The organism is Coprococcus sp. RTP21281st1_F1_RTP21281_210402 (genome assembly GCF_040915325.1).
In the GTDB taxonomy this organism is placed as follows: Bacteria; Bacillota; Clostridia; order Lachnospirales; family Lachnospiraceae; genus Coprococcus; species Coprococcus aceti.
This window is the reverse complement of sequence record NZ_JBCPDQ010000010.1, coordinates 1-21,077: the sequence shown is the minus strand read 5'-3', so window position 1 is coordinate 21,077 and position 21,077 is coordinate 1. Positions and strand designations below refer to the sequence as shown.

General features: G+C 44.0%; 15 protein-coding genes and 1 pseudogene. 2 read left to right on the top strand and 14 right to left on the bottom strand.

Annotated elements, in window-relative coordinates:
- Window positions 1-11 precede the first annotated feature (11 nt).
- On the bottom strand, window positions 12-659 hold the full coding sequence (locus AB5150_RS13020; RefSeq protein ID WP_368292004.1) for an alpha/beta hydrolase-fold protein: 648 nt from the start codon (window positions 657-659) through the stop codon (window positions 12-14).
- Between the two features lie 12 nt (window positions 660-671).
- Window positions 672-1,046, bottom strand: a complete 375-nt coding sequence (locus AB5150_RS13015; protein WP_022217422.1) for a hypothetical protein — start codon at window positions 1,044-1,046, stop codon at window positions 672-674.
- A gap of 489 nt (window positions 1,047-1,535) precedes the next feature.
- Between AB5150_RS13015 and AB5150_RS13010 the strand changes: the two genes are divergently transcribed.
- Both AB5150_RS13010 and AB5150_RS13005 read left to right on the top strand, forming a co-directional pair.
- Window positions 1,536-1,931: a GntR family transcriptional regulator gene (locus AB5150_RS13010; RefSeq protein WP_368292002.1), complete on the top strand. Its 396-nt coding sequence runs from the start codon at window positions 1,536-1,538 to the stop codon at window positions 1,929-1,931.
- Between the two features lie 21 nt (window positions 1,932-1,952).
- Window positions 1,953-3,428, top strand: a complete 1,476-nt coding sequence (locus tag AB5150_RS13005; RefSeq protein WP_368292001.1) for a PH domain-containing protein — start codon at window positions 1,953-1,955, stop codon at window positions 3,426-3,428.
- Window positions 3,429-3,532: 104 nt separating this feature from the next.
- Here the strand turns inward: AB5150_RS13005 and AB5150_RS13000 are convergent, their stop codons facing one another.
- The 12 genes and pseudogenes from AB5150_RS13000 to AB5150_RS12945 all read right to left on the bottom strand — a co-directional run.
- Complete coding sequence (locus AB5150_RS13000) at window positions 3,533-4,114, bottom strand: DUF6553 family protein (RefSeq protein ID WP_022217419.1); 582 nt, start codon at window positions 4,112-4,114, stop codon at window positions 3,533-3,535.
- A gap of 185 nt (window positions 4,115-4,299) precedes the next feature.
- Window positions 4,300-5,340 (bottom strand): galactose ABC transporter substrate-binding protein, encoded by a 1,041-nt coding sequence (locus AB5150_RS12995; RefSeq protein ID WP_022217418.1) that lies wholly within the window; start codon window positions 5,338-5,340, stop codon window positions 4,300-4,302.
- Window positions 5,333-6,295, bottom strand: a complete 963-nt coding sequence (locus AB5150_RS12990) for a substrate-binding domain-containing protein (protein WP_368292000.1) — start codon at window positions 6,293-6,295, stop codon at window positions 5,333-5,335. The genes AB5150_RS12995 and AB5150_RS12990 overlap by 8 nt, the downstream gene beginning before the upstream one ends.
- A complete protein-coding gene (locus tag AB5150_RS12985; protein WP_082419722.1) occupies window positions 6,282-8,150 on the bottom strand; it encodes a sensor histidine kinase in 1,869 nt (622 codons plus the stop codon). Before AB5150_RS12985 ends, AB5150_RS12990 begins: the two co-directional genes overlap by 14 nt.
- A 68-nt stretch (window positions 8,151-8,218) precedes the next feature.
- A complete protein-coding gene (locus AB5150_RS12980; RefSeq protein WP_368291998.1) occupies window positions 8,219-9,826 on the bottom strand; it encodes a response regulator in 1,608 nt (535 codons plus the stop codon).
- A gap of 841 nt (window positions 9,827-10,667) precedes the next feature.
- The gene (locus AB5150_RS12975) at window positions 10,668-12,320 is read right to left on the bottom strand and encodes a branched-chain amino acid ABC transporter permease (protein ID WP_022217415.1); all 1,653 of its coding nucleotides are present in this window, start codon (window positions 12,318-12,320) and stop codon (window positions 10,668-10,670) included.
- Between the two features lie 17 nt (window positions 12,321-12,337).
- Complete coding sequence (locus AB5150_RS12970) at window positions 12,338-13,846, bottom strand: sugar ABC transporter ATP-binding protein (RefSeq protein ID WP_015534393.1); 1,509 nt, start codon at window positions 13,844-13,846, stop codon at window positions 12,338-12,340.
- Window positions 13,847-13,950: 104 nt separating this feature from the next.
- A complete protein-coding gene (locus tag AB5150_RS12965; RefSeq protein WP_022217414.1) occupies window positions 13,951-15,222 on the bottom strand; it encodes a substrate-binding domain-containing protein in 1,272 nt (423 codons plus the stop codon).
- Between the two features lie 849 nt (window positions 15,223-16,071).
- On the bottom strand, window positions 16,072-16,683 hold the full coding sequence (locus AB5150_RS12960) for a zinc-ribbon domain-containing protein (RefSeq protein ID WP_015534396.1): 612 nt from the start codon (window positions 16,681-16,683) through the stop codon (window positions 16,072-16,074).
- A 59-nt stretch (window positions 16,684-16,742) separates the two neighbouring features.
- Window positions 16,743-17,534 (bottom strand): TraX family protein, encoded by a 792-nt coding sequence (locus AB5150_RS12955; protein ID WP_368291996.1) that lies wholly within the window; start codon window positions 17,532-17,534, stop codon window positions 16,743-16,745.
- Window positions 17,535-17,581: 47 nt separating this feature from the next.
- Window positions 17,582-19,135 (bottom strand): DUF975 family protein, encoded by a 1,554-nt coding sequence (locus AB5150_RS12950; RefSeq protein WP_368291994.1) that lies wholly within the window; start codon window positions 19,133-19,135, stop codon window positions 17,582-17,584.
- A 112-nt stretch (window positions 19,136-19,247) separates the two neighbouring features.
- Window positions 19,248-21,077, bottom strand: a pseudogene (locus AB5150_RS12945) (hypothetical protein); the annotation flags it as partial.

The window sequence follows — 21,077 nt, the reverse complement described above, 5'->3', positions numbered from 1 at the left end:
TGTGCTTTTTGTTATCCTTTTGCCTTCTCTATCCACTTCACAGCCTTCGCCAGCCTCTTCCCGGAATCGGCAAAATGCCCACCTGGATTTATCTCATATATCACATCGTTGTCCTTCTTCAGCAGGTCGCAAATCTCCTTTGTCCGATCCGCAACAGTTGACATCAGCCTGTCGGATGTCCGCGATTCCTTGCCGCCGAGGCTGATGTATATTTGTTTATTCGCTAGTGTTGGCTGGCTGTTTACATATTCCACAAATCCCGGATACCACATTGAACCTGAACATGTGGCACACCCGGCAAATATATCAGTCTGATACATTGCCCAAAGTGCAAAAAGCCCGGCAAGCGAATATCCCATGATATAAAGAGGTCTGTTCGCCCGGCTTTGAATATCCAACTGCGGTACGACCTGCTGCTCTATATAATCCAGTGTCCGTCCTGCCTCTCCGGCAAATGATCCATCGACCTCATCCGATCTCCACGGTGAGAGATCCCTGTTCCAGTCATCTATCTGTATCGCAACAAGTGTAAACTGTTCTTCTCCCACCAGTTCTCTGATAGAATCCGCTGTGTGCTCCAGTTCATCTCCCCTGTGTGGGTACATGACCCAGAGGATGATCGGACCATTTTCCGAAGATATAAGTGTGTGTACCTGCATGTTTTTCATCTCCTATAGTGTGTCGGCTATCTTCTGGACTTCCTCCACTGATATGTTCAGTTTCTTCGCTATCTCTTCTATAGGAACCTTCACATCCAAATATGCCCTCACTGCACCCTTTAATTCTCCTCGCGCCTCGCCTATAGATATTCCTCTCTCTTCTCCTCTGGCTTCCGCCCTATCAAGTACTTCACACATATTTTTTAAACCTCCTTTATTTCCGTTAGCCTGCGCCTGTTCAAATCTTTCGTCCTGCGTCAATACGCTCATGAGCTTTAACACCTCGTCAACAATTGTTTTTCCACCGAACAACAATACATTTACTATATCTGCAAATACATCATTATAATCTGCCAGTATCTTTTCTGTTATATCCTTTTCTCCCATACAAACCTTCCTCCTCTTGTTTCTATGAAAAGTAAAGAAACCAATAGAGGATAGTTGCATGAATTTATAGCCATATTTTTTATAATTATACTATAGCAAAACCTGAGCGGCAACACACCTCTACCGTCTCCATATTAATTTGAATTATTTTGTGATAATCGCAGTGAAGTACTGCAAAGATCAATTTCGGAATTACACATAACATGATAAACGAAATATAACACGCTGATTTTAGAAATACAATTAAATAACTATAAACTATTCAAAAGTATTGAACTCGTATTTTCATACCATTTCAAATGAACGTTTATTGGAACTGCAAAAATCAGCTACACAAAAATAAAATTTAACAAGATATAAGGATCATCTGTGGGTAATCAACTTGCTCACGGATGATTTTTATTTATACGGCGGTTTTTCATAGTTGACTTATTGCGGAATCTGTATTATATATTATAATACAGATAATACAAGAAGGAGGGTCACCACATGATCATAGAGCTTGACATGAGCAGTGACACACCCATATACGTACAGCTGCGCAATCAGATAGTAAAGGGAATCGGCAAAGGCGAGATACAGCCAGGCGAAAAGCTTCCCACTGTAAGACAGCTTGCGGCGGATGCCGGCGTGAACACAATGACTGTGAATAAGACATACCAGATACTAAAAAATGAGGGATATATCAGAACTGACAGAAGGCTTGGAGCATTTGTATCAGAAAATATCAATATGGACGCCGAGTTCCGTGACAAGCTGGAGTCAGAGTTGGAACTTCTGTCCGCCGAGGCAAGCATAACCGGAATGAACCGGGATGATTTCCTCAAGTTGTGCGATGAAATATATTCCAAAATGAAGTCTTCTCCAATCCAAATATCCACTTAAATTACTAGAAAGGAGCAACATATGAGCATAGCATTATTTATCATATTCCTGTTTATGAACTTCTTCATACTGCTCATAATGAAGTTCGTATATACAAGTAATTATTCGTATACCGAAGGAATGCTCCTGGGTGTCCACATTCCAAAGGAACACATTGAAGACGAAACCGTCCTGAATATTGTTGCTGCAGCCAAACGTAAGATGAACCGGATTATCTGGATAAATCTCATACTTGGAACAGCCCTGTGCTTTGTCGTGTTCTGGGAGATCATTATATTCATACTGGCATACACTGTCTGGATGATCGCATTCTGTTTCTGGATAACATATGCAAACAACTCCGCGCACAGGAAAATGTATGCCCTAAAGATGAAAAATGACTGGGTGGTCCCTGATCAAAGAAGAAAACGTTACATTGATACAAATGTGTCAACCCAGATCGGCAAAAGTGAGATCAGTTTCAATTATCATGGAATAATAATCCTTGTAGAACTCATTTGCCTGCTGCCATTTGTGATAGGGAAAAGTGCGGTCATATCAACCACAATGATAATAATGGGACTCTGCTCCGTCCTGATGTCACTTACACCCATGATATTCCACATATATGTAAACCGGCACGAGCGAACTGTGTACAGCTCGGATACCCAGCTCAACCAGACCGTCAACAGAACCATGAAGATATACAAGGGACTTGCAATGCTGATTCTTTCGGCAACAAATGCTGTCGCATGGGTATATATCGCTATTGACACCCTGATTCATTGCATATCATCAGCCAATAAGTCCCGGCAAATTTCGCTTTCTGATATCCTAAATTTCAAGGGTGCGATTGTCGATGTCTCGCTGTGCAGCTCCGCACTCTATGTCTATATATTTATCCAGACTCTCGCAGCCATCGGATTGTTTACGCCTCTACTCATGGCTCAGAGCAGAAAACGTGAACTCTTGGCAGCCGACACCCAGCCTCTCTACGTGGATGACGACGAATACTGGAAAACCGGATATTACTACAATCCTTCCGACCCGCATGTGCTGGTTCAGAACAGATTGCAAAGTGGAAATTATACATTTAACTATGCCACCAGGAGCGCAAAGATTTTTACAGGACTTACATATATCCTTATCACCGCCTGCATTGTCTGGACGATAGGCGTGCTTGTGCCATTCATAAACGTGCATATTGACACTCATCTTGACTCCAACAAACTCACAGTGTCTGCTGCCATATACTCATCGGAGATATATTTTGATGCCATCGAGGAGGTTCAGCTTCTGAATGAACTGCCAGACGACGATTTTGTTCGCACAAACGGAGGTGCCACCGATGAATACCTGATCGGCCATTTCAAGAGCAGCACCTACGGCAAATGTGAAATGTATGTATACGCAGACAGCTATCCCATAATCATGATAAAGACGAGGGACGAAGTGATATTTCTGAACACCAGGGATTCTGATGATACATATTCTATCTTCGAATCCATACATTCATGAGATAATGCCAAAACAGGTACAATAGATAAGACCATCATGCATTTTAACACTAAATACATGATGGTCTTTTGATCTGTTCACGCATAGCCATTCCGTCTATGCTATCATTTTCTTAAGAAATGCTCCCTGTTAGGATACTCCTGCCTGAATGCCGCCAGTGCGGCACTCTGAAGTATGGCAAATTCCTTGTCCATGTGCAGCATGTGCGGCGCGTCAAATGCGATGGAGCTTATCTGATCTGCGATCTTCTTCGCCACGCCCTCGTCTGAGAGCTGTCCCATGCCAAATGCTATGGATGTGAAGCCTCTGCCGCCTCTGCTCACCTCGATGAACTTGAGGAACGCATTCTTGAGTTCATATAGCAGTATCTCCTGTTCCTCGGCACTTCTCCTGTCTGCGTCGAACAGGCAGAGCTTGCTTATGATCTCCACAGCCTGTTTCTTTTTCTGACCTCCGATGTCAACAGAACCGCCCTCCGATATGTATTTGAGCTCCATAAGGCAACCCACAAATGCATCATTCTTCGGCTTTCTCTTGCCATATCTCGCCGTCCACAATCTCTGACGGAAGACAGTAGACGAACCGGCGCTGTCACCATCCATATCCGTGCTGTTATTTTCCAGCAGTTCAAGTCTCTTATCTGCATCCGTCTCTCCGTAAAATTCTTCTATCCAGCTATTTTCCATATGCATCCTTCCCGAATATATAATTGGATCTATATCTCTACATCAATTCTTGATAATTTTTCCAGACAGATCTTCTCCAATTATATATGCTTTTAATTCACGATTGTTTACTCATGTATCAGTTTGTAACTTTAGTCAGCTATTTTAGTTCATTATTTCAGGCTCTTATTTTAACGCTCCTGTACTTATCTGAGCAGGAAATCATCCACGCTGTCAACATCGACCTTCCAGTAAGGCGACACGTAATATTTGCCCTCGTCAAGATTATGACCATCAAGGCTGTTTCCCTTGAAGAGATCAACTGCCAACCGCGCTATCTCTCCCGCCTGGGCCTCCTTGTCATTGTAAACTGTTCCCTGCATGTTTCCCTGCTTTATCGCCTGGAGAGCATCATCAAGTCCGTCTATTCCAAAGATCACAGGCCATTTGTCCCGGCTTATACTTGAGTTATCGTACGCCTCAACTGCGCCCAGTGCCATCTCATCATTGTTGGATATGACAAGCTCTATCTGACTGCCATACTGACTTATAAGCTGAGTCATTCTGTTCTCCGCCTGACCTCTGTTCCAGTCTGCAAACTGATAACTGAGCTTCTCAAGATCCACTCCCTTATCCATGATGGTCTTCACCGAACAGTCGGTTCTGCTTATGGCATCCTGATGTCCGGCCTCCCCCTCCAGAAGAACATACTGTATCTTGCCATCACCGTTGCGATCCACTTCGCTGTGCTTCTTTATATAATTTGCCGCAATCTCCCCCTGCATATCACCGGATTCTTTTGCGTCACAGCCAACATAGTAGAGCTTTTCCCACTGCATCAGGTCATCACGCACCGGCTCTCTGTTGAAAAAGATCACTGGTATATCACTCTGCCTTGCTGACTTGATAATATTTGCCGGTGCGGTTCTGTCTACAAGATTTACACACAGCACATCGCAGCCTGCATCTATCATCTCATCAACTATCTCATCCTGCTCACGCTGATCATTATCACCACTTCTCACCGATACTATCACATTCATGTTTGTGGTCTCCATAGTCTTAAGCTGAGATTTCACCTTTTCAATCATGGCATTTATGAATGGATCATCTGCTGTATAAGTGACCACCCCGACTCTCATGGTTTTGTTTGATTTTTTATTGCTGCTGCCGCAGCCCATAAGCGAGACTATCATCGCAGCTGCCAGCAAAAGCACATATATTTTTCTTCGTTTCTGTCTACTCATATGAATATAAAAACCTCTCTACATCATCGGAGAACAAATCGTCACTGTATATTATCTTTATGCCCTCCTCCCGACTCTTCATCGTATACAATCTGCTATTCAGACCCTTTACTACCTCTGTCACACTGGCATAGCCAACACCGTATCCATCCGGAATAACAAGGCACTTTATCTTGCCCGCATCAAGCAGCGCCACAGATTTTACGCTGGTCCCCATTCCATATATCTGGGCGCCATTGTACATACCGTTATCCGCATTCTCTCCTATCTCATCAATCGCATATGTGTCCATCACAACCATGTAGTCCACCTTTCCCAGAATATCCACAATGTCACATATGTTCTGATTGCCACATCGGCTGTACGCCCAGCTCACCTCGCATCCGGTTTCTTCTATCGCATCCATAAGTCCTGCTTTTCCGCTCACACTTCCCTCTGTCTGGGAATATCCGGTTATAATGCCTATGCTTTTGCCACGGAGTCCGTCCGCATCATTTGCCCTGATCTGTTCTCCAAGGGTATATCCTATCTTGTAGTTATCAGGTTTTATTGTGACAAATCCCGAGGCGCCATCTTCACTGTATGCATCCTGGGTTATAAGTACAAATGGTACATCGCCAAGCTGTCCCAGCATATCCGATGTATCCTCGCCCGGTGCAGGACAAATTATGAATGCATCTACATCATTTTCAAGCTGTTCATCTATGAGCTCCTTCTCATCCTGGGCTGACTCGATATCATCGGTGTTGCATATGATAAGATGGACATCATTGACATTTGCTGATTGTTTTAGTCCATTTATAAGTCCATCCCACCTCTTATCACCGGAATTTGAAAGTATGACCGCTACTCTTTTCTGAGGCACATTTTCCCGGAATATCTGATGTATAAAGAATCCGGCTATAACCACCAGAAACAGCTCCGCGATCAGGAATGTTATCTTACTCTTCTTCATCTGTCGCCATCCCCCTTCCAAAATCCTGCCTCTCAAGTCTCTCTCTGTTCTCCTCCGTGTAAGGAATGGCTGGAATGTGAATGACAACCTTTGTTCCCTCGTCCGGCTCACTGTAAACCTTTAATCCATATTCGCTGCCAAACATCAGCTTTATCCTGGAGTGAACATTGATAACACCCACTCCGGAGCCATGCTTTGGCACCTTATTGTTGTCCACAAGGATGTTCCGGGCAATATCCTCCGACATACCCATACCATTATCCTCAACTGAAATGTATATGTCGTCGCCCTTCTTCTCACCGCGGACAGTTATCTTGCCGCCATCGTCCTCATCCATGTTGCCCACACCATAGTATATTGCATTTTCCAGGATCGGCTGCACGATAAGTTTAACTGTACAATAGTCATTTATCTCTTCGTCTATGATAAATTCTGTAGCAAATCTTTCTTTATATCTTACCTTCTGTATGTTCATGTAACTCGTGCTGTGCTGGATCTCGTCCGCTATCCTTATGACAGTTCTGCCCTTTGACAGACTTATCCTCAGCAGCTTTGCAAGCTCAGATATCATAAATACTGCATCTGTATTTCTGTTCGCCTCCACCATCCATGTTATGGACTCCAGTGTATTATACAGGAAATGCGGATTGATCTGACTCTGGAGCGCATCCATCTCACTCTTTCTCCGCTCATTCTGCTGTCTGATTATCTCCTGCATCAGAATCTCTATCTGCTCATAGGATTTCTTGACCGAATATCCCAGATGTCTTATCTCGGAAGATCCTCCAATATATATATCCGTGGTTCCACCTGTCTCATATGACTTTACTGATTCATTCAGCTTAAGTATAGGCTTTGAGATTTTCTTTGTTATGATCCTGTTCACCCACAAGAGCATCATAAGCAATATTACAACCGTAGTTATGATGTAATATCTGTACTGATTGATGCTAGCAGTCTGAACACTTTCCGGGACAACTCCTATGATCTTCCATCCAGTGTAGGCTATACTGCTGACAACAACATTTTCTGTGCCATCCGTCATCTTGATCTCATATGTACCGTCATCGTATACCGCTGCCTCTGTACTTTCCTCTGTGAAAAAGCCTCTGTCTATCTCTGCTCTTCGCGGATGGTATATGATATCTCCGTCACGGTTGCACAGATAATAATAAGTTTCACTTGAAGAATCATTGATCCTTGAAAGAGCCTCCTCGATCACGGAATACTTCATATCTATCAGAAGCACGCCGTTTACCGGCTTATCTCCATCATTGATATCAACAGAACGGCTGAGGGATATGACCCAATAATACCTATTGGCGCCATCTTGAAACAGATCTTGTATATGAGGTGTAGAAAAGTGCATATTCTCTATATCTTCAGATGCATTCTTGTACCATTCCTGTTCCTCGACATTAACCTTATCCTTCTGCACTGCAACCGGCTCCGCAGCAACAAGCTTCCCGGAATTGTCGTACAACGCCATACTCTGCACTTTGTCAACATTCACCTCATATAAAAGGCTGAACTGTCTGCTGAACTCCTGACTGGAGATGTCATATTCCTGGATAATGTTATAATTCACTCCATTAGATATCTGTCTAATGCCTGCCAGGTCTGTATCCACTTTATCCACAGTACTCTCTATCATGCTTTCTGCATTTGACACTGCAGTCTGCTTTATCGCAAGCTTGAATCTATTGTAAATAAGAAATCCCATAACAACAGTTGTGGTTATCGTCAGTCCTGTGAGCACCGCCATTATTATTGACTGTATGTCAAATCCTATAAATCTGCCATGATGAAACCAGCCTCGCAGCCTCGTGCGCAGAGAATATTTATTTTTCTGCATTTTGCCCTGAGCATCCTTTTTCTCTCTAATCTTCAAAACAATTCTACTCCCCTTATACTTTCTCTGCTCTACTTATTCCCCGTATGTTCAGTTCTGTACTTTGATGGCGACATTCCAAATCTCTTCTTGAACACATAGCTGAAATAATTTGCATCCTGATATCCCACCTGCTCTGCTATCTTATAGCTCTTCTCATTTGTCTCAAGTATGAGATTGGCTGCGTGATCCATCCTGTAATCCGTCAGATACGAGATAAATGACTTGCCTGTCTCCTTCTTGAACACTGATGAAAAATACGAATTGGACACACCAAGCTCTGAGCACACCGTATCCAGCGACAGATCGGGCTCCATATACCTGTCAACTACCATATTCTGGGCATCCGTTACCATTCTTCTGGACGTGTTATTTCTGGCATTTTTCAATTCCTCGCCGATCGCCATCGATGTGTCTATGAGCCATGCTGTGAGGGTAACTTCATCCATCTCAGGAACCTTCTCGTATGGGTTGCTGATCCCACCTGAAAAATTATCAAAATCTATAAAATTATTTGCGCAGAATCTGTAGAACGTTCCTACCATCTCCATGAGCGTCAGCTTGTACCTGTTCATGGTCTGTGCAGATCTGTGCAGCTTCTCTATCTCATCATGTACCGCTCCCTCAATGGCATCTCTTTTGCCAAGATATATTGACTTGATAAGTTCATGCATATTTGCATCTTCATACTGTACTGCGGCCTTCTGCTCCTTCGGTGCGATCTCAGCAATATTTATAGCCCTCTGGGTTCCGTATAAGACCCTGTATGATACCGCCTCCCTGGCACCCTCATATGAATTATTGATATTCAGGAGACTGTCACACACCCTGCCAATACCGGCAGTCACCACGGCACCCATGACTCGGTAAGCCCATCTGCAGAATCTGTCGCAGGCATCCGTCAGCTCTGCCATGGCATCCTCTGAGGCTATTTCGATGATGAGCACTGAGTTGCCCAGATATGTAAATACCTTGCATTTCCATGTATCAGCAATTCTGTCCTTGATCTGCTGTTCCACCGACATTGACAACAGTAGCGGGTTCATTCCATCTGGAACGTGATGCTCCGATGTATGAAAAACCGCGCAGCAATAAAGCGGTCCCTTCATATCGATCTGGTATGCTACAAGAAATTTCTCATAATCCGACTCGCTCACTCTGCCCTCTATCAGTGATACAAACAGATTTGTCTGAAGAACAGGCAGAGATGCATTGAAATAATTTGCAAGCTTTTCTACATTCAGTTTTTCCTCCCTCTCCTTGTCCAGAGAGTTCTTGACCCTCTTCAGACAGTCCGAGAGTTCTAAGGCATTTATAGGCTTGAGCATGTACTCCTCTATCTCAAGGTGCACCGCCTCCTTGGCATACTCAAACTCATCAAATCCTGTGAATATGATGATGTGTATATTCTGATAATCATTGTTGAGCCGTCTAGATAGCTCAAGACCGTCCATATACGGCATCTTGATGTCCGTTATGACCACATCCGGCTGCTGCTTCTCCACCAGTTCAAGAGCCTTCACACCATTGTTGGCACTTCCCACAACATCAAACCCAAGCATATCCCAGTGGATCTTTCTCTCTATAACATCTATAACCTCTTCCTCGTCATCGACAAGGATAACCTTGTATTTATCCATCTAACAGAAATCCTTTCTATATATCAAATGCCACCCGGTTCACCGGTCTTTTCCAGCAGTGTAATTATATCAAATACCGCAGAGAATATCTGTACTTTTATTATTATTTCTTCATCTATACCGTCAAGAAATTTTCCTCACCTGTCCGTGACTCGAAACCTTGCCTGTTTCCAGCTTAGGATCCAGCTTGTTTATGGCTGAACATCTTGCCCTCCCGTAATCTGGAATATTTTCCCTATCTCCAACAAAATAGCTGCTGTAGGATAAAATTGTAACTTCCCCCACATATAACCCTTGCAGGAAAATAGAGCGAAGGAAGCGGAACACTCGTCCAGAAATTCACAATATATAAATATCTCCACAGGCCAGCCTTCCTTGCATGCGCCTGCCACTTTTATGCATACCACCTAATCGATAGCTAGACGCGACTGATAATTTCTTCTCCTTCCACCACGAACAGCTGTATCTGCCCGGCTGCATGCATGGCTGCATTTATATACTGCGACATCGATAGTGAACACGACTGAGCTTCAGCGCTTTTTGCCACTGCGGAGACCGCATTGCCCTTATCGCGGTCAAAGCAGTGTGCAGATAAAAGCAAGCTGAAGTGAGGGAAGGGGAACGTGATGCCACAGTATATAAATGCAGACATCATCAGCCGGGCAGATACAGCGTCCATCAATCCACATGCCTTGCGTCATGCGTGCACTTCGTGCACTTCACAAGGAATCCTCCCGCTTATGCGGGCCCCTCCTTATGAAAAAAACCGCTCAATCCATCCTGTAGACGATCCGAGCGGCTTTTTATATAAAGGTTTTGTGAGAGTTAAATTTGTTGTTCCTTACTTCTTCTGTACATACTTGAGACAGTCAAGAGTTACAGCGGCAAGGATGATGATACCTTCGAATATGAACTGAAGGTTTGTATCAATACCAAGAATGGTAAGTGAGTAGGTAAGTGATGTGAAGATAAGAACACCAGTTACAACACCGGAGATCTTACCGATACCACCTGTGAATGAAACACCACCAACAACGCAGGCTGCTATGGCGTCCATATCCCAGCCCTGTCCATAAGCTGCACTACCTGAACCAACCATTCTGTTACACTCAAGCCATGATCCGAATCCGTAAAGGATACCGGCAAGGATGAATGCGCCAAGTGTTACCTTGAAAACTGATATACCTGAAACTGCTGCTGCCTCTGGGTTTCCACCTACAGCGTACAGATTCTTACCAAATGTAGTCTTGTTCCAGATGAACCATACTACTACGATTGCAACTACTGCCCAAATGATAATAGTTGGGAAGTTTCCTATTGTTGGGATGAACATATTTGGTATTGCTGAATCAATAGCACCAAATGAAACACCCTTTGTCGCATATGTTACAAGTCCGAAGATGATCAGCATGTTCGCCATTGTTGAAATGAACGGATGCATCTTGTACTTCGCCATGAAGAAACCTGCAATACTTGAAAATACTGTTGTGAGGATAATACATGCAACAAGTGCAAATAATGCTTTTCCTACAACCGGCATACTTGAGAAATCAAATATGTGTCCAAACACACCACCTGTATTTGCACCATTGTGCATGATAATGGTAGCTGTAACCATACCCATACCAACCATACGTCCAATCGAAAGATCGGTACCGGTCAGGAGGATAAGTCCCGCAACGCCGAGTGCCAGGAACATTCTAGGTGATGCCTGCTGAAGTATGTTCAGTATATTGGTAACTGTGAGGAGCTGTGTGTTCTTCACAATTGGAGTGATGATACAAAGTGCAATGAATATCAACACGATTACTATATACAGACCGTTCTTGTAAAGGAACTGTGTTGTGTTGAATGTGTACTTGTAATTCTCAAATTTCTGTGCTCTGCTCTGCATGAATGTGTACTTGGACATTCTAAGGAGATCTATCAGATGATACTTGTGTGAAAATGCATCATGCTTTCTGTCCTTAATCTCCTGAAGTCTTGACTCATGTGTCATCTGTGCATCAAAGAGCTTGTTCTTGTATACATATTTCTCGTCCTTGATCTCTTCCGGATCAGAGAGTTTTGCAAGTGTCTGCTCATGCTCTGTCTTGAGTGTTGCCTTTACTCTCTCATAGGACTCATTTTCTGCTGCCTTCTCAGTCTCGCAGCTTGCCACTACTTTGCTGTAGTACTCGCTGTCATAATGCTCCTTAAGGTATCCCTCTGCGTCAGCGATAAGCTTTGCAACCTTATCCTTATTGGCTGCCTCAACTGCCTTTGCCTTCTCCAGGGCTGCCTTATCCTTTGCGATTATGCTATCCTTTTCTTCCTTTGATAAATTCTTATCTTCCTTTGCGATAGCTATATGGTTCTTCAAACTACGAACCTTGTCAGATCCATCAACTCGAAGTTCATCGATCTGAGCCTGTATCTTTCCAACATATTCATCAATCGGCTTAAGGAGTTTTTCCTCTGCATCAGCCGAAAGGATCATATTTTTATCTGCCATATCCATGCTCCTCTCTATTACAAATATTTAGCACTAAGTCTTAACAATTCTTCCTGATTAGTCTCCTTGGTATTTACAATTCCGGCAAGGTGTCCATTTGACATAACACCTATACGGTTTGTGATACCCAGGATCTCCGGCATCTCAGAGGAGACAACTATGATAGTCTTGCCCTGCTTTGCCATGTTGATTATAAGCTCATATATTTCATACTTGGCTCCTACATCGATACCTCTTGTAGGATCATCCATCATGAATACATTTGGTGAACGCTCAAGCCATTTTCCGAAGATAACCTTCTGCTGATTACCACCGGACAGGTTGGCGATCATATCGTCAGGTCCCATACACTTGGTGTGCATGACCTTGATCTCCTCAGCTGTGGCACGAACCATGCTGTCATGTGACAGTGCCACGCCGCTCTTGTAGTGGTTCATATTTGCAATGGTGGTATTGAAGGTGATATCTGCCTTGAGGAAGAGACCATTTGCCTTTCTCTCCTCAGTGATGAGGGCAAATCCGTGATCCATAGCATCCTTTGGACCGGTGAAGTTCATGATCTTGCCACCATACATTACATTTCCTGCTGCTCTTGTACGAATACCAAATATAGTTTCCAGGAGCTCTGTACGACCTGCGCCAACCAGACCATAGAGACCGAATATCTCACCCTTCTTCACATCAAATGTGATGTTCTGGAGCTTCGGTGCATACTTTGTGGAGAGTCCCTGTACTGAGAGGATCGTCTCACCCGGCGTATTGTCGACCGGTGGGAATCTGTTATCAAGTGAACGACCAACCATGGCTGATATAAGCTCATTCATGTTGGTGTCCTTGCTGTCCTTTGTCATGACCAGACTACCGTCTCGGAGAACTGATATCTGATCACAGATCTCGAATATCTCATCCATCTTATGTGAGATGTAGATCAGGGAAATTCCCTGCTCCTTGAGCTGTCTCATCATCTTGAAAAGCTTTGCAACCTCAGGTGCTGTCAGCGATGATGTAGGCTCATCAAGTACGATTACCTTGGAATTGTACGAGATAGCCTTTGCGATCTCACACATCTGTCTCTGGGAAACTGACATTCTCTTCATCGGCTGTGTAAGATTGACCGTTATACCCAGCTTTCTGAACAAGTCTGAAGCTTCCTTCTTCATACGGCCCTCATCGATGACTCCAAGAGAGTTCTTTGGATAACGTCCAAGGAACAGGTTGTCAACAACGCTTCTCTCAAGACACTGATTTAATTCCTGATGAACCATCGCAACTCCATTCTCGAGTGCATCCTTAGGGCCAGAGAAATTTACTTCTTTTCCATCTAATATTATTGTGCCTTCGTCCTTCTGATAGGTTCCGAAGAGACACTTCATCATTGTCGATTTACCGGCACCATTCTCACCCATAAGTCCCATGATCGAACCAGGTTTAACATTCAAATTAATATGGTTAAGGACCTTGTTTCTGCCGAATGATTTGCTCATGCCTTGAATCGATAAGATGTATTTATTCTTATCTTCTGCCATATCTCTACTTCCTTTTCTTCGTAAAAGAAGGGTATCAAATGTTTAGTCTGACACCCCTCTGAGTTAAATCATTTCCTATTGATCAATCATCCAGGTAACTTATATTACTTAGAGAGAATTGATGTGTATGATGCTGCATTGTCTGTCTTAACCATGTTGATTGCAAATGCATCGTACTCGCCTGGGTTACCAAGACGGTTTGTGATGTTAGACTCTGTCTGTCCATCACCACCGATGTAATCTACATTCAGGTTAAGAAGGTCATCGTAGTTCTGAAGAAGTGGCTGGTATGTTGAGCTCAGGAAGTTATCTGAAGCGTTGTAGATATCAAGCCATACCTTCTTGCTTGGGCTCTTGCTTGAGTCAAGCTGCTTTGAAACCTTGTCATAAACCTTTGTTGAATCTGTGAAATCCTGATAGTTGTCTGCTGTTACTGCCACATTCAGTGCGTAGTATGATCTCTCGTCTGCGCTGTATCTGTAGTCAACACCTTCCTCAAGCTGGTTTCCAGCCTCGTCTGCTGTACCGATACCAGTATCAACATCTACACCATCAAGTGCGTTACGGAGAACTCTCAGTGTCAGGTAAGCCTGAACATCTGCATGCTGTGAAATTGTTCCGCCGTAGCCCTCTGCAATTGCTGCAACTGCATCGCTGTTAGCATCGTATCCAAATGTAGGAACCTTGTTGTCCTTTGCCCAGGCATTGAACATTGACATTCCCATACCATCGTTATTTGAAACAACTACATCGATCTGATCACCAAATGATGCTGTCCATGTTCCTATTGCATTACCAGCTGTAGCTGCATCCCATGTAGCTCCTGCTGAGTTCTTCATCTCCTGTGATGCAAGCTCTCTGATCGTATATGTCTTGCCATCAACATCAAGCTTAGCATCCTGTACTACTGTTGCCTTACCATCTACGTTTGTTCCGGCTGGTGTTGAATCAACTGCTCCGCTTGCATCAACGCCTGTGCCAAGTGCTGAACGAACACCTCTTGTACGTGCGATTGAATCATTGTGTCCGATATCACCGATTGCAAGTACATATCCGATGACTCCATCACCGTTACGATCGATCGTTGCTGCATTTGCCTTGATGTAATCAAGAACCATCTGGCCCTGGAGCTCAGCACCCTGATTAGCATCAAATCCTACATAATATGTGTCCTTGTTGTAGCTAAGAGCGTCCTTGTCAAGCTCTCCTGTTGAACTGTTAGATGGCTGACGGTTGAACCAGCAAAGTGGCTTGTCCTTGTTGGCTACTCCACTGCTTGAGCTTCCGCCACTTGAGCTTCCGCCTGATCCACATCCTACCATTGATAAAGCAAGTGTTGCAGCTGCTGCTACAGCTAAAATTCTTCTTTTTCTCATATTACATTCCCTCCTGTTCTTTGAACATCAGCCCATTTGTAATTGCCTTCGGCAAGGGCTGATGCTGCATGTTAAGTTTTCTGAAACTTAACACATCCTTTGGCTTTGTGTGTTTTATTTTTTCGTCTTGCCTCATTGACTGTACTCATTATAAGTTGATACGGGATTTGAAAGAATAGAATATTTTTGGATTAATTAGCAAAATTTTGTGATTTATCAAAATTTTTATAGATATTTTTACCAATAGCGGTTGATTAATAGTTATATATTAGGATATTTTTGACTTAATAGTGATGGTTTAGCTTGCTTTACTGGGCAATTTTCACCTGTCACCGGCAAGTTTGGAGGGCGGAATGGTCTGTGATAACATATTCTATACGGTGGCTTAGCGGCGTTTTAGTGGCACTTCCTATAACAGCTTGTTTTTATCTTTTGGTTGTTTTCCATCTGTTTTGCGCATAAAATTATCCCTCTTTAACTTAGAATATGCAAATAGATACAAGTTTTAGAATTTTTGTATCTAATAAACTTATTTTAAGGAAAAAGATACAATTTTGTGCTCTTTTACGTATAGTCATAAAAGCAAGCTGCCTTCCTCACATAGCACATGACACAACAGTACATGTTTCAACAGCACATGTTACAATAACGCATGCCACAACCGCACATACCGCAATAGTACATGACACAATAACACTTGCAACGCATAGCACATACAGCATAACACAAGCCTCTCGCGTCACTGCACATTTATGGCGATGAGCAATTCATGCTAAAACATGGTCATGTACAGTAATCCACGCAAGCAAAAAAGAGCGTGGGTTCGACTCACCCACGCTCTTTTCAGGCTTACATATTCACATTCAAGTAATTTCCACAATAAGGACATTTGCTGGAATATCCAGTCGCTGCACGGAAACTCGAACCACAATTCGGGCATCTGACCGCCACAAGTCTCAGCTTATCCGGTGCCACCGGCTTGTCGTCCATGAGCTCTTCCTCACCAGGAAGCCTCTCATCCCTTACTGAATCCGGATCATAGCCGTATTTGCCGTTGTACTCAAATATATCTATCGTCAGACCTATCGGGTACATGCCGGCACCCCTTGTGAATCCAGTTGGTATTATAGCCTCCCGCTCAACATGGTAGCTGTCAAAATAATGCACGATTGTGTCCATCATATATGTATTGTTCACCCTGACAGAAGTATTCTCCGTGTATCCATATATCTTTGCAGGATACCTCACGCCCTTTTTCACTATCATCTTCTTGTTGTGAACCAATATCGCCACCACTATGTCCATTCCCCCACCGATCAGTAAGAAACTTCCCGGAAGGCTCAGCATAGCCAGGGGGAATTTGCCAGGCTCCGCCACAATTGCAAATATAATTCCCACGAAAACACCGACAGCAAGGAATATACTGCCAACCAAAACCACTATCTTATGAGCTGCATTCATCTTATTTCTCCTTTTCCCCAATATCTGCAAAAACCACCGATTCTCTGCTCATACCATGTCTACATCACCATCTGCCAGATTATGTACAATACAAGCAAGTGTCCCGGATAAAATGCATAACAGAAGTATTTAAACCACTTCTTATGGTATCCCAGTTTTCCATTGTATAGCCATATCACCGGCAATGCGATGAGCGCAAACGCCTGCTGCGGGAATTCAAAGCTATGTCCCGCTATACTAAATGTATAACAATATCCACTAAGCAGCTGTGCATTGATATAATACATACACACGAGCTGTGCTATCAATTTCCATGGTTCCTTGCCCCGGAACAGATAGAACATTATAACCATGACAACTCCCGCTCCATAGAAATCAACCATGGTGATCGTTCCTATCACATATCCCACAAGAGTCACAACAATCGCAACCGGGATCCACAGCCATACCTTGCCCGTTTTCCTTACCTTGTCTATCAATGCTATCAGCAGTAATCCTATGAGAAATGTCCAAAGTACATTCTGATGAAACAGATACAGGACACTGTCTCCGGACACAAGATCAAATGGAACTTCAGATATCACCGCAAATATCAGCATTCTGCACAGATATCTGCGGAAATTACTGGTATGGTAAAATCCCTCAACTATCATGAACGCAAATATCGGAAATGCTATTCTTCCTATGCACGTAAGTATATCCACATACGGAAACAACGTTGCCCACATGTGATCACTGAGCATGCATGTCATCGCAATGATATGCAGCATACAGGAGCTGAATACTCCTGCCTTTATATTCCAGGACTTTTTCCCCGGATCAATCATTTTACCATTCTGTATATCCGTCATATTGGTTCCTCCTTTTTATATGACTTCGTCATATTGGTTCCTTCTCTTTATAATGTGCCGCCAACTCCTTCGCCCTTGTTAAATCCGAAGATGGCACAGCATATCAGATCTATGATAAACAATACCGACAATGTGATACATATAATGTTCTGCACTTTTTTGCTCTTGGAATTCAGAAATTCACTGAGCTTCGGTGCCGCTATATACACTCCAAACAGGCTGCCCAAACCAAATGCAAGAAGTCCCACCAGACATATTCTTCCATTTACATTAAGAAACTCGTTCTTGTAGTCCCAATACTGTGAGTTAAAGAAGAAATCCAGTGCCCAGCTCGCTATAAATTCTATGATTCCACATACCACCATAGCCATAGCAAACAGCTTTGCTTTATCTGCCTTGAAGCGGTCAAGCAGGAATATAATAGCAACGCCGCCGACTCCGTACACAGGCAGCCACGGTCCATACATGGTCCCACGGTTTACAAGAACATGATCCATAACTATATAGAGCAAGACCTCCCAAAGCCATCCTATAAAACAGAACACGAAGAAGAAGAAAATGAAGTCCCTGAGACTGTATTCACTCTTCACCTTCATTCCCTCAGGCACCTCGACCGCGACATCCTGGAGAATATAGGCCGGTTTAGTCCATACCTCAGCAACTCCCGCGTCTCCTGCCGACTGATAAGCAGCCTCGATAGCTTTTTTGTTATATGGTGCAGCATTGAATGCTTCCTCGACAAAATTTTCCACACCTATATTCTGTCTGAACCAGAAGTACATCTCCACATCAAGCTCCATCTGAAACGGTAATGCTACCAGAAGTCCTGCAACCGGTATAGCCTTGATCATCCACACGTGGATGCATGACAGATCCGTCAGGAACATTTTCCACTTATAGCCTCTCGTCATCTCCCTTGACATGTTCTTCGCATCTCTCCACTTGAGTCTTGGATTCTCCGCCAGGAGATATGGAACCATCCTATACTGATAATACTTGTACACACCACCGATTATCGTGAGCCACCAGAGTGTCATAACAACATTGTAACAGAACATGACCCACATAAGTCTGAGTAAATAATGTCTGTGGAAAGGTGCAAACATCCGGTTGACGGACACCTTGTCACTGTATCTGCACTCCATGGCATAACGGCATTTGCCCACTATCGCCGCACTCTGTATAAAGAAATGGACAACAGCCATGATAAGAGCAGATATCAGGAGCATCACTATGACCTCGCCGGGATTTCTCTCCACATATGCCGTGTTGGCGCCTAAAAGCTTGATGATCCAGGTCTGCTTCGCCGTCACCGAGTCTATCACACGGGCTACTGTCTCGGCTTTTTTCTCCGACATATGCTCAATCATCGGCATATTCTTTACATACTCCTTGAGTATGGTCACATTGTCAGCCTCATGCTCGGTCTCCTGTCCAAGCACCTGATCTATTCCCTTCACGAATTTTGTCTGGGAAGAATCATCTACCCCAAGATAAGAGAAAATAAAACACACAGCGACCATAGCCATCCAAGCCATAAGTCCCCGCTTAAATACCGTGTTCCACGCTCCTTTTCTAAGCTGTTTCCTGTTCCAAGTCATTATAATACATTCTCCCTTATAGAATTTTAAATGTTATCATCTTACGTCTATATACCGCATTTTTAATGTCACATCACTCAGGCAAACTGTGAAACTCATAACCTGAATCCCCCTAGATGAAGTCGAAGGTCGCCTGCTCATAGGAAAGTTCCTGATATTCCAGTTCTTCCTGATCCGTCTTACTGGTGTAGTCCACCACTACCGTCTGCTGCTTTCCGCCCACCATCTGCTGTCCCAGGATATAGTTCACATCAAAGCGTCCTGTGATGGCCGGGGTCGCGCCACGGGCAGGTACGATGAGCTGCACATGGTTGGCTGCCAGCATGGCAAATATAGGCTCCCATATGTATATATCCTTCGCCGCACCAAACGGGTTGTCAATAAATATTGTTTTAGACTGTACCGACTCCTCCGGTGCCAGGCTGTACATTCCTGCAATATAGTTGATGACAGCAACCAGGAACTGGATGTAGATACCCTGGGACTGTCCTGTACTTCCAACAGCTTCCTCATACCTTAGATACCGGCTCTGCTCCTTTATCCTCTCCCTCTTGTAGAGATTGAGTCTGATGGCATTCATATCTGTGACCATGACACCGAACAGCTTCTTGAGTCCCAGACAGTCACGGATGTACTTGATCCTCTTTCGTTCATCCTCGTAGGCATCCGCACCCTTCACTATGTCATCTATATAATCAGACATCCTCTGCTTTACAAATTCATCCTTCACGTAAGGTATGGTGAGATCGACCATCTTGATAACATCATCGCCCACCGTGATACGTGACAGCTTTGGAAGCTTCTCAAGCTCAGTCTTCACATCCATACATCTCTGTACACACTGATTCTCGAAGTTCTCCTTGATGGCAACCATATCCTCGATACCCTTCTCAACGCGCTCCTTCTCCAGCTTGATGAACTCAATAATCTGAAGAAGATTTGCCAGAAGTTCCTTTGTCTGACTGTAGGTATCCGGAACCTGCACATCCTGTCTGATCGTATTGGCCATCTCGAATACACCCATCTCCACTAGTGTATCCGCCGTCTGTCCCTTGAATCTCATGATTTCATTCTTCGCGCGGTCAAGGGCTTTCATGCTCCTGTCGTACTTCATGAGACTTGTCTCAAATAACTGTCTGAGGGTATCCATGTCTTCATCCAGTACATTTCCACCGGACACATCTATGTCATTTGTATCGACTATTCTCTTTACATCCTTGTACAGATCCACCATGAAACCATACTGCTTATAGTAATCGCTGTACGCCTTCTCAGCTTCTTTGAATATGCGGTTCATATCCGCAAGCACCGCATCTCCATTGGCTATGGCTGTATCTGCATCGGCTGCAGATACCTCCTCACGTACATAGCTGCCATCGCCGTATGTGCGGTTGATGTTCTCTATCGCATACTCTATGCTTCCCTCAAGCTTGCTATACGCCTTCTGGTCAGCCTTCTGCTGCTGCATCAGCGACGCCTCTATCAACGTGAGCCTTGCCAGCTCATCGTCCATCTCCCTGAGATTGTCCTCAGACGTCGGATAGAGCTCTCCTGCCCCGGCAAATACCGCCATGTCAAAGCCTCTCTTCTCTATGGTCTTCTGTATTCTGTCCATTGACTTCTTCAGCGCATCCATGAGCTTCTTCTTGTCCTCAAGATCCGGCGCATGCTCCTTTGAAACCGCCAGCATAGCCATAAATTCCTGTTCAAGCCGTTCATCTGAAATGTCCAAAGTCTCCTTGTATTCCTCCGGTATTCCGTCCTGCCATGCCGCAGCAGCCACGCCTGCACCATCTGTATTTTCAGCAACTCCCGCATTCTCAGACTTCGGCAGATACGGTTCGAAATACTCCGTCCACTTGTACTGGATATCCTCTATATTCCTTGTAAGCCCCGCAAGCTTTGACTCAGTCTCTCCAACCGTCGTCGACCACTTCAGCAC

What these genes read in the sequence shown, in the direction of transcription:
- AB5150_RS13020 (WP_368292004.1), bottom strand. Translation starts at nt 659, where the DNA reads ATGCAGGTACACACACTTATATCTTCGGAAAATGGTCCGATCATCCTC.
- AB5150_RS13015 (WP_022217422.1), bottom strand. Translation starts at nt 1,046, where the DNA reads ATGGGAGAAAAGGATATAACAGAAAAGATACTGGCAGATTATAATGAT.
- AB5150_RS13010 (WP_368292002.1), top strand. Translation starts at nt 1,536, where the DNA reads ATGATCATAGAGCTTGACATGAGCAGTGACACACCCATATACGTACAG.
- AB5150_RS13005 (WP_368292001.1), top strand. Translation starts at nt 1,953, where the DNA reads ATGAGCATAGCATTATTTATCATATTCCTGTTTATGAACTTCTTCATA.
- AB5150_RS13000 (WP_022217419.1), bottom strand. Translation starts at nt 4,114, where the DNA reads ATGGAAAATAGCTGGATAGAAGAATTTTACGGAGAGACGGATGCAGAT.
- AB5150_RS12995 (WP_022217418.1), bottom strand. Translation starts at nt 5,340, where the DNA reads ATGAGTAGACAGAAACGAAGAAAAATATATGTGCTTTTGCTGGCAGCT.
- AB5150_RS12990 (WP_368292000.1), bottom strand. Translation starts at nt 6,295, where the DNA reads ATGAAGAAGAGTAAGATAACATTCCTGATCGCGGAGCTGTTTCTGGTG.
- AB5150_RS12985 (WP_082419722.1), bottom strand. Translation starts at nt 8,150, where the DNA reads ATGCAGAAAAATAAATATTCTCTGCGCACGAGGCTGCGAGGCTGGTTT.
- AB5150_RS12980 (WP_368291998.1), bottom strand. Translation starts at nt 9,826, where the DNA reads ATGGATAAATACAAGGTTATCCTTGTCGATGACGAGGAAGAGGTTATA.
- AB5150_RS12975 (WP_022217415.1), bottom strand. Translation starts at nt 12,320, where the DNA reads ATGGCAGATAAAAATATGATCCTTTCGGCTGATGCAGAGGAAAAACTC.
- AB5150_RS12970 (WP_015534393.1), bottom strand. Translation starts at nt 13,846, where the DNA reads ATGGCAGAAGATAAGAATAAATACATCTTATCGATTCAAGGCATGAGC.
- AB5150_RS12965 (WP_022217414.1), bottom strand. Translation starts at nt 15,222, where the DNA reads ATGAGAAAAAGAAGAATTTTAGCTGTAGCAGCAGCTGCAACACTTGCT.
- AB5150_RS12960 (WP_015534396.1), bottom strand. Translation starts at nt 16,683, where the DNA reads ATGAATGCAGCTCATAAGATAGTGGTTTTGGTTGGCAGTATATTCCTT.
- AB5150_RS12955 (WP_368291996.1), bottom strand. Translation starts at nt 17,534, where the DNA reads ATGACGGATATACAGAATGGTAAAATGATTGATCCGGGGAAAAAGTCC.
- AB5150_RS12950 (WP_368291994.1), bottom strand. Translation starts at nt 19,135, where the DNA reads ATGACTTGGAACAGGAAACAGCTTAGAAAAGGAGCGTGGAACACGGTA.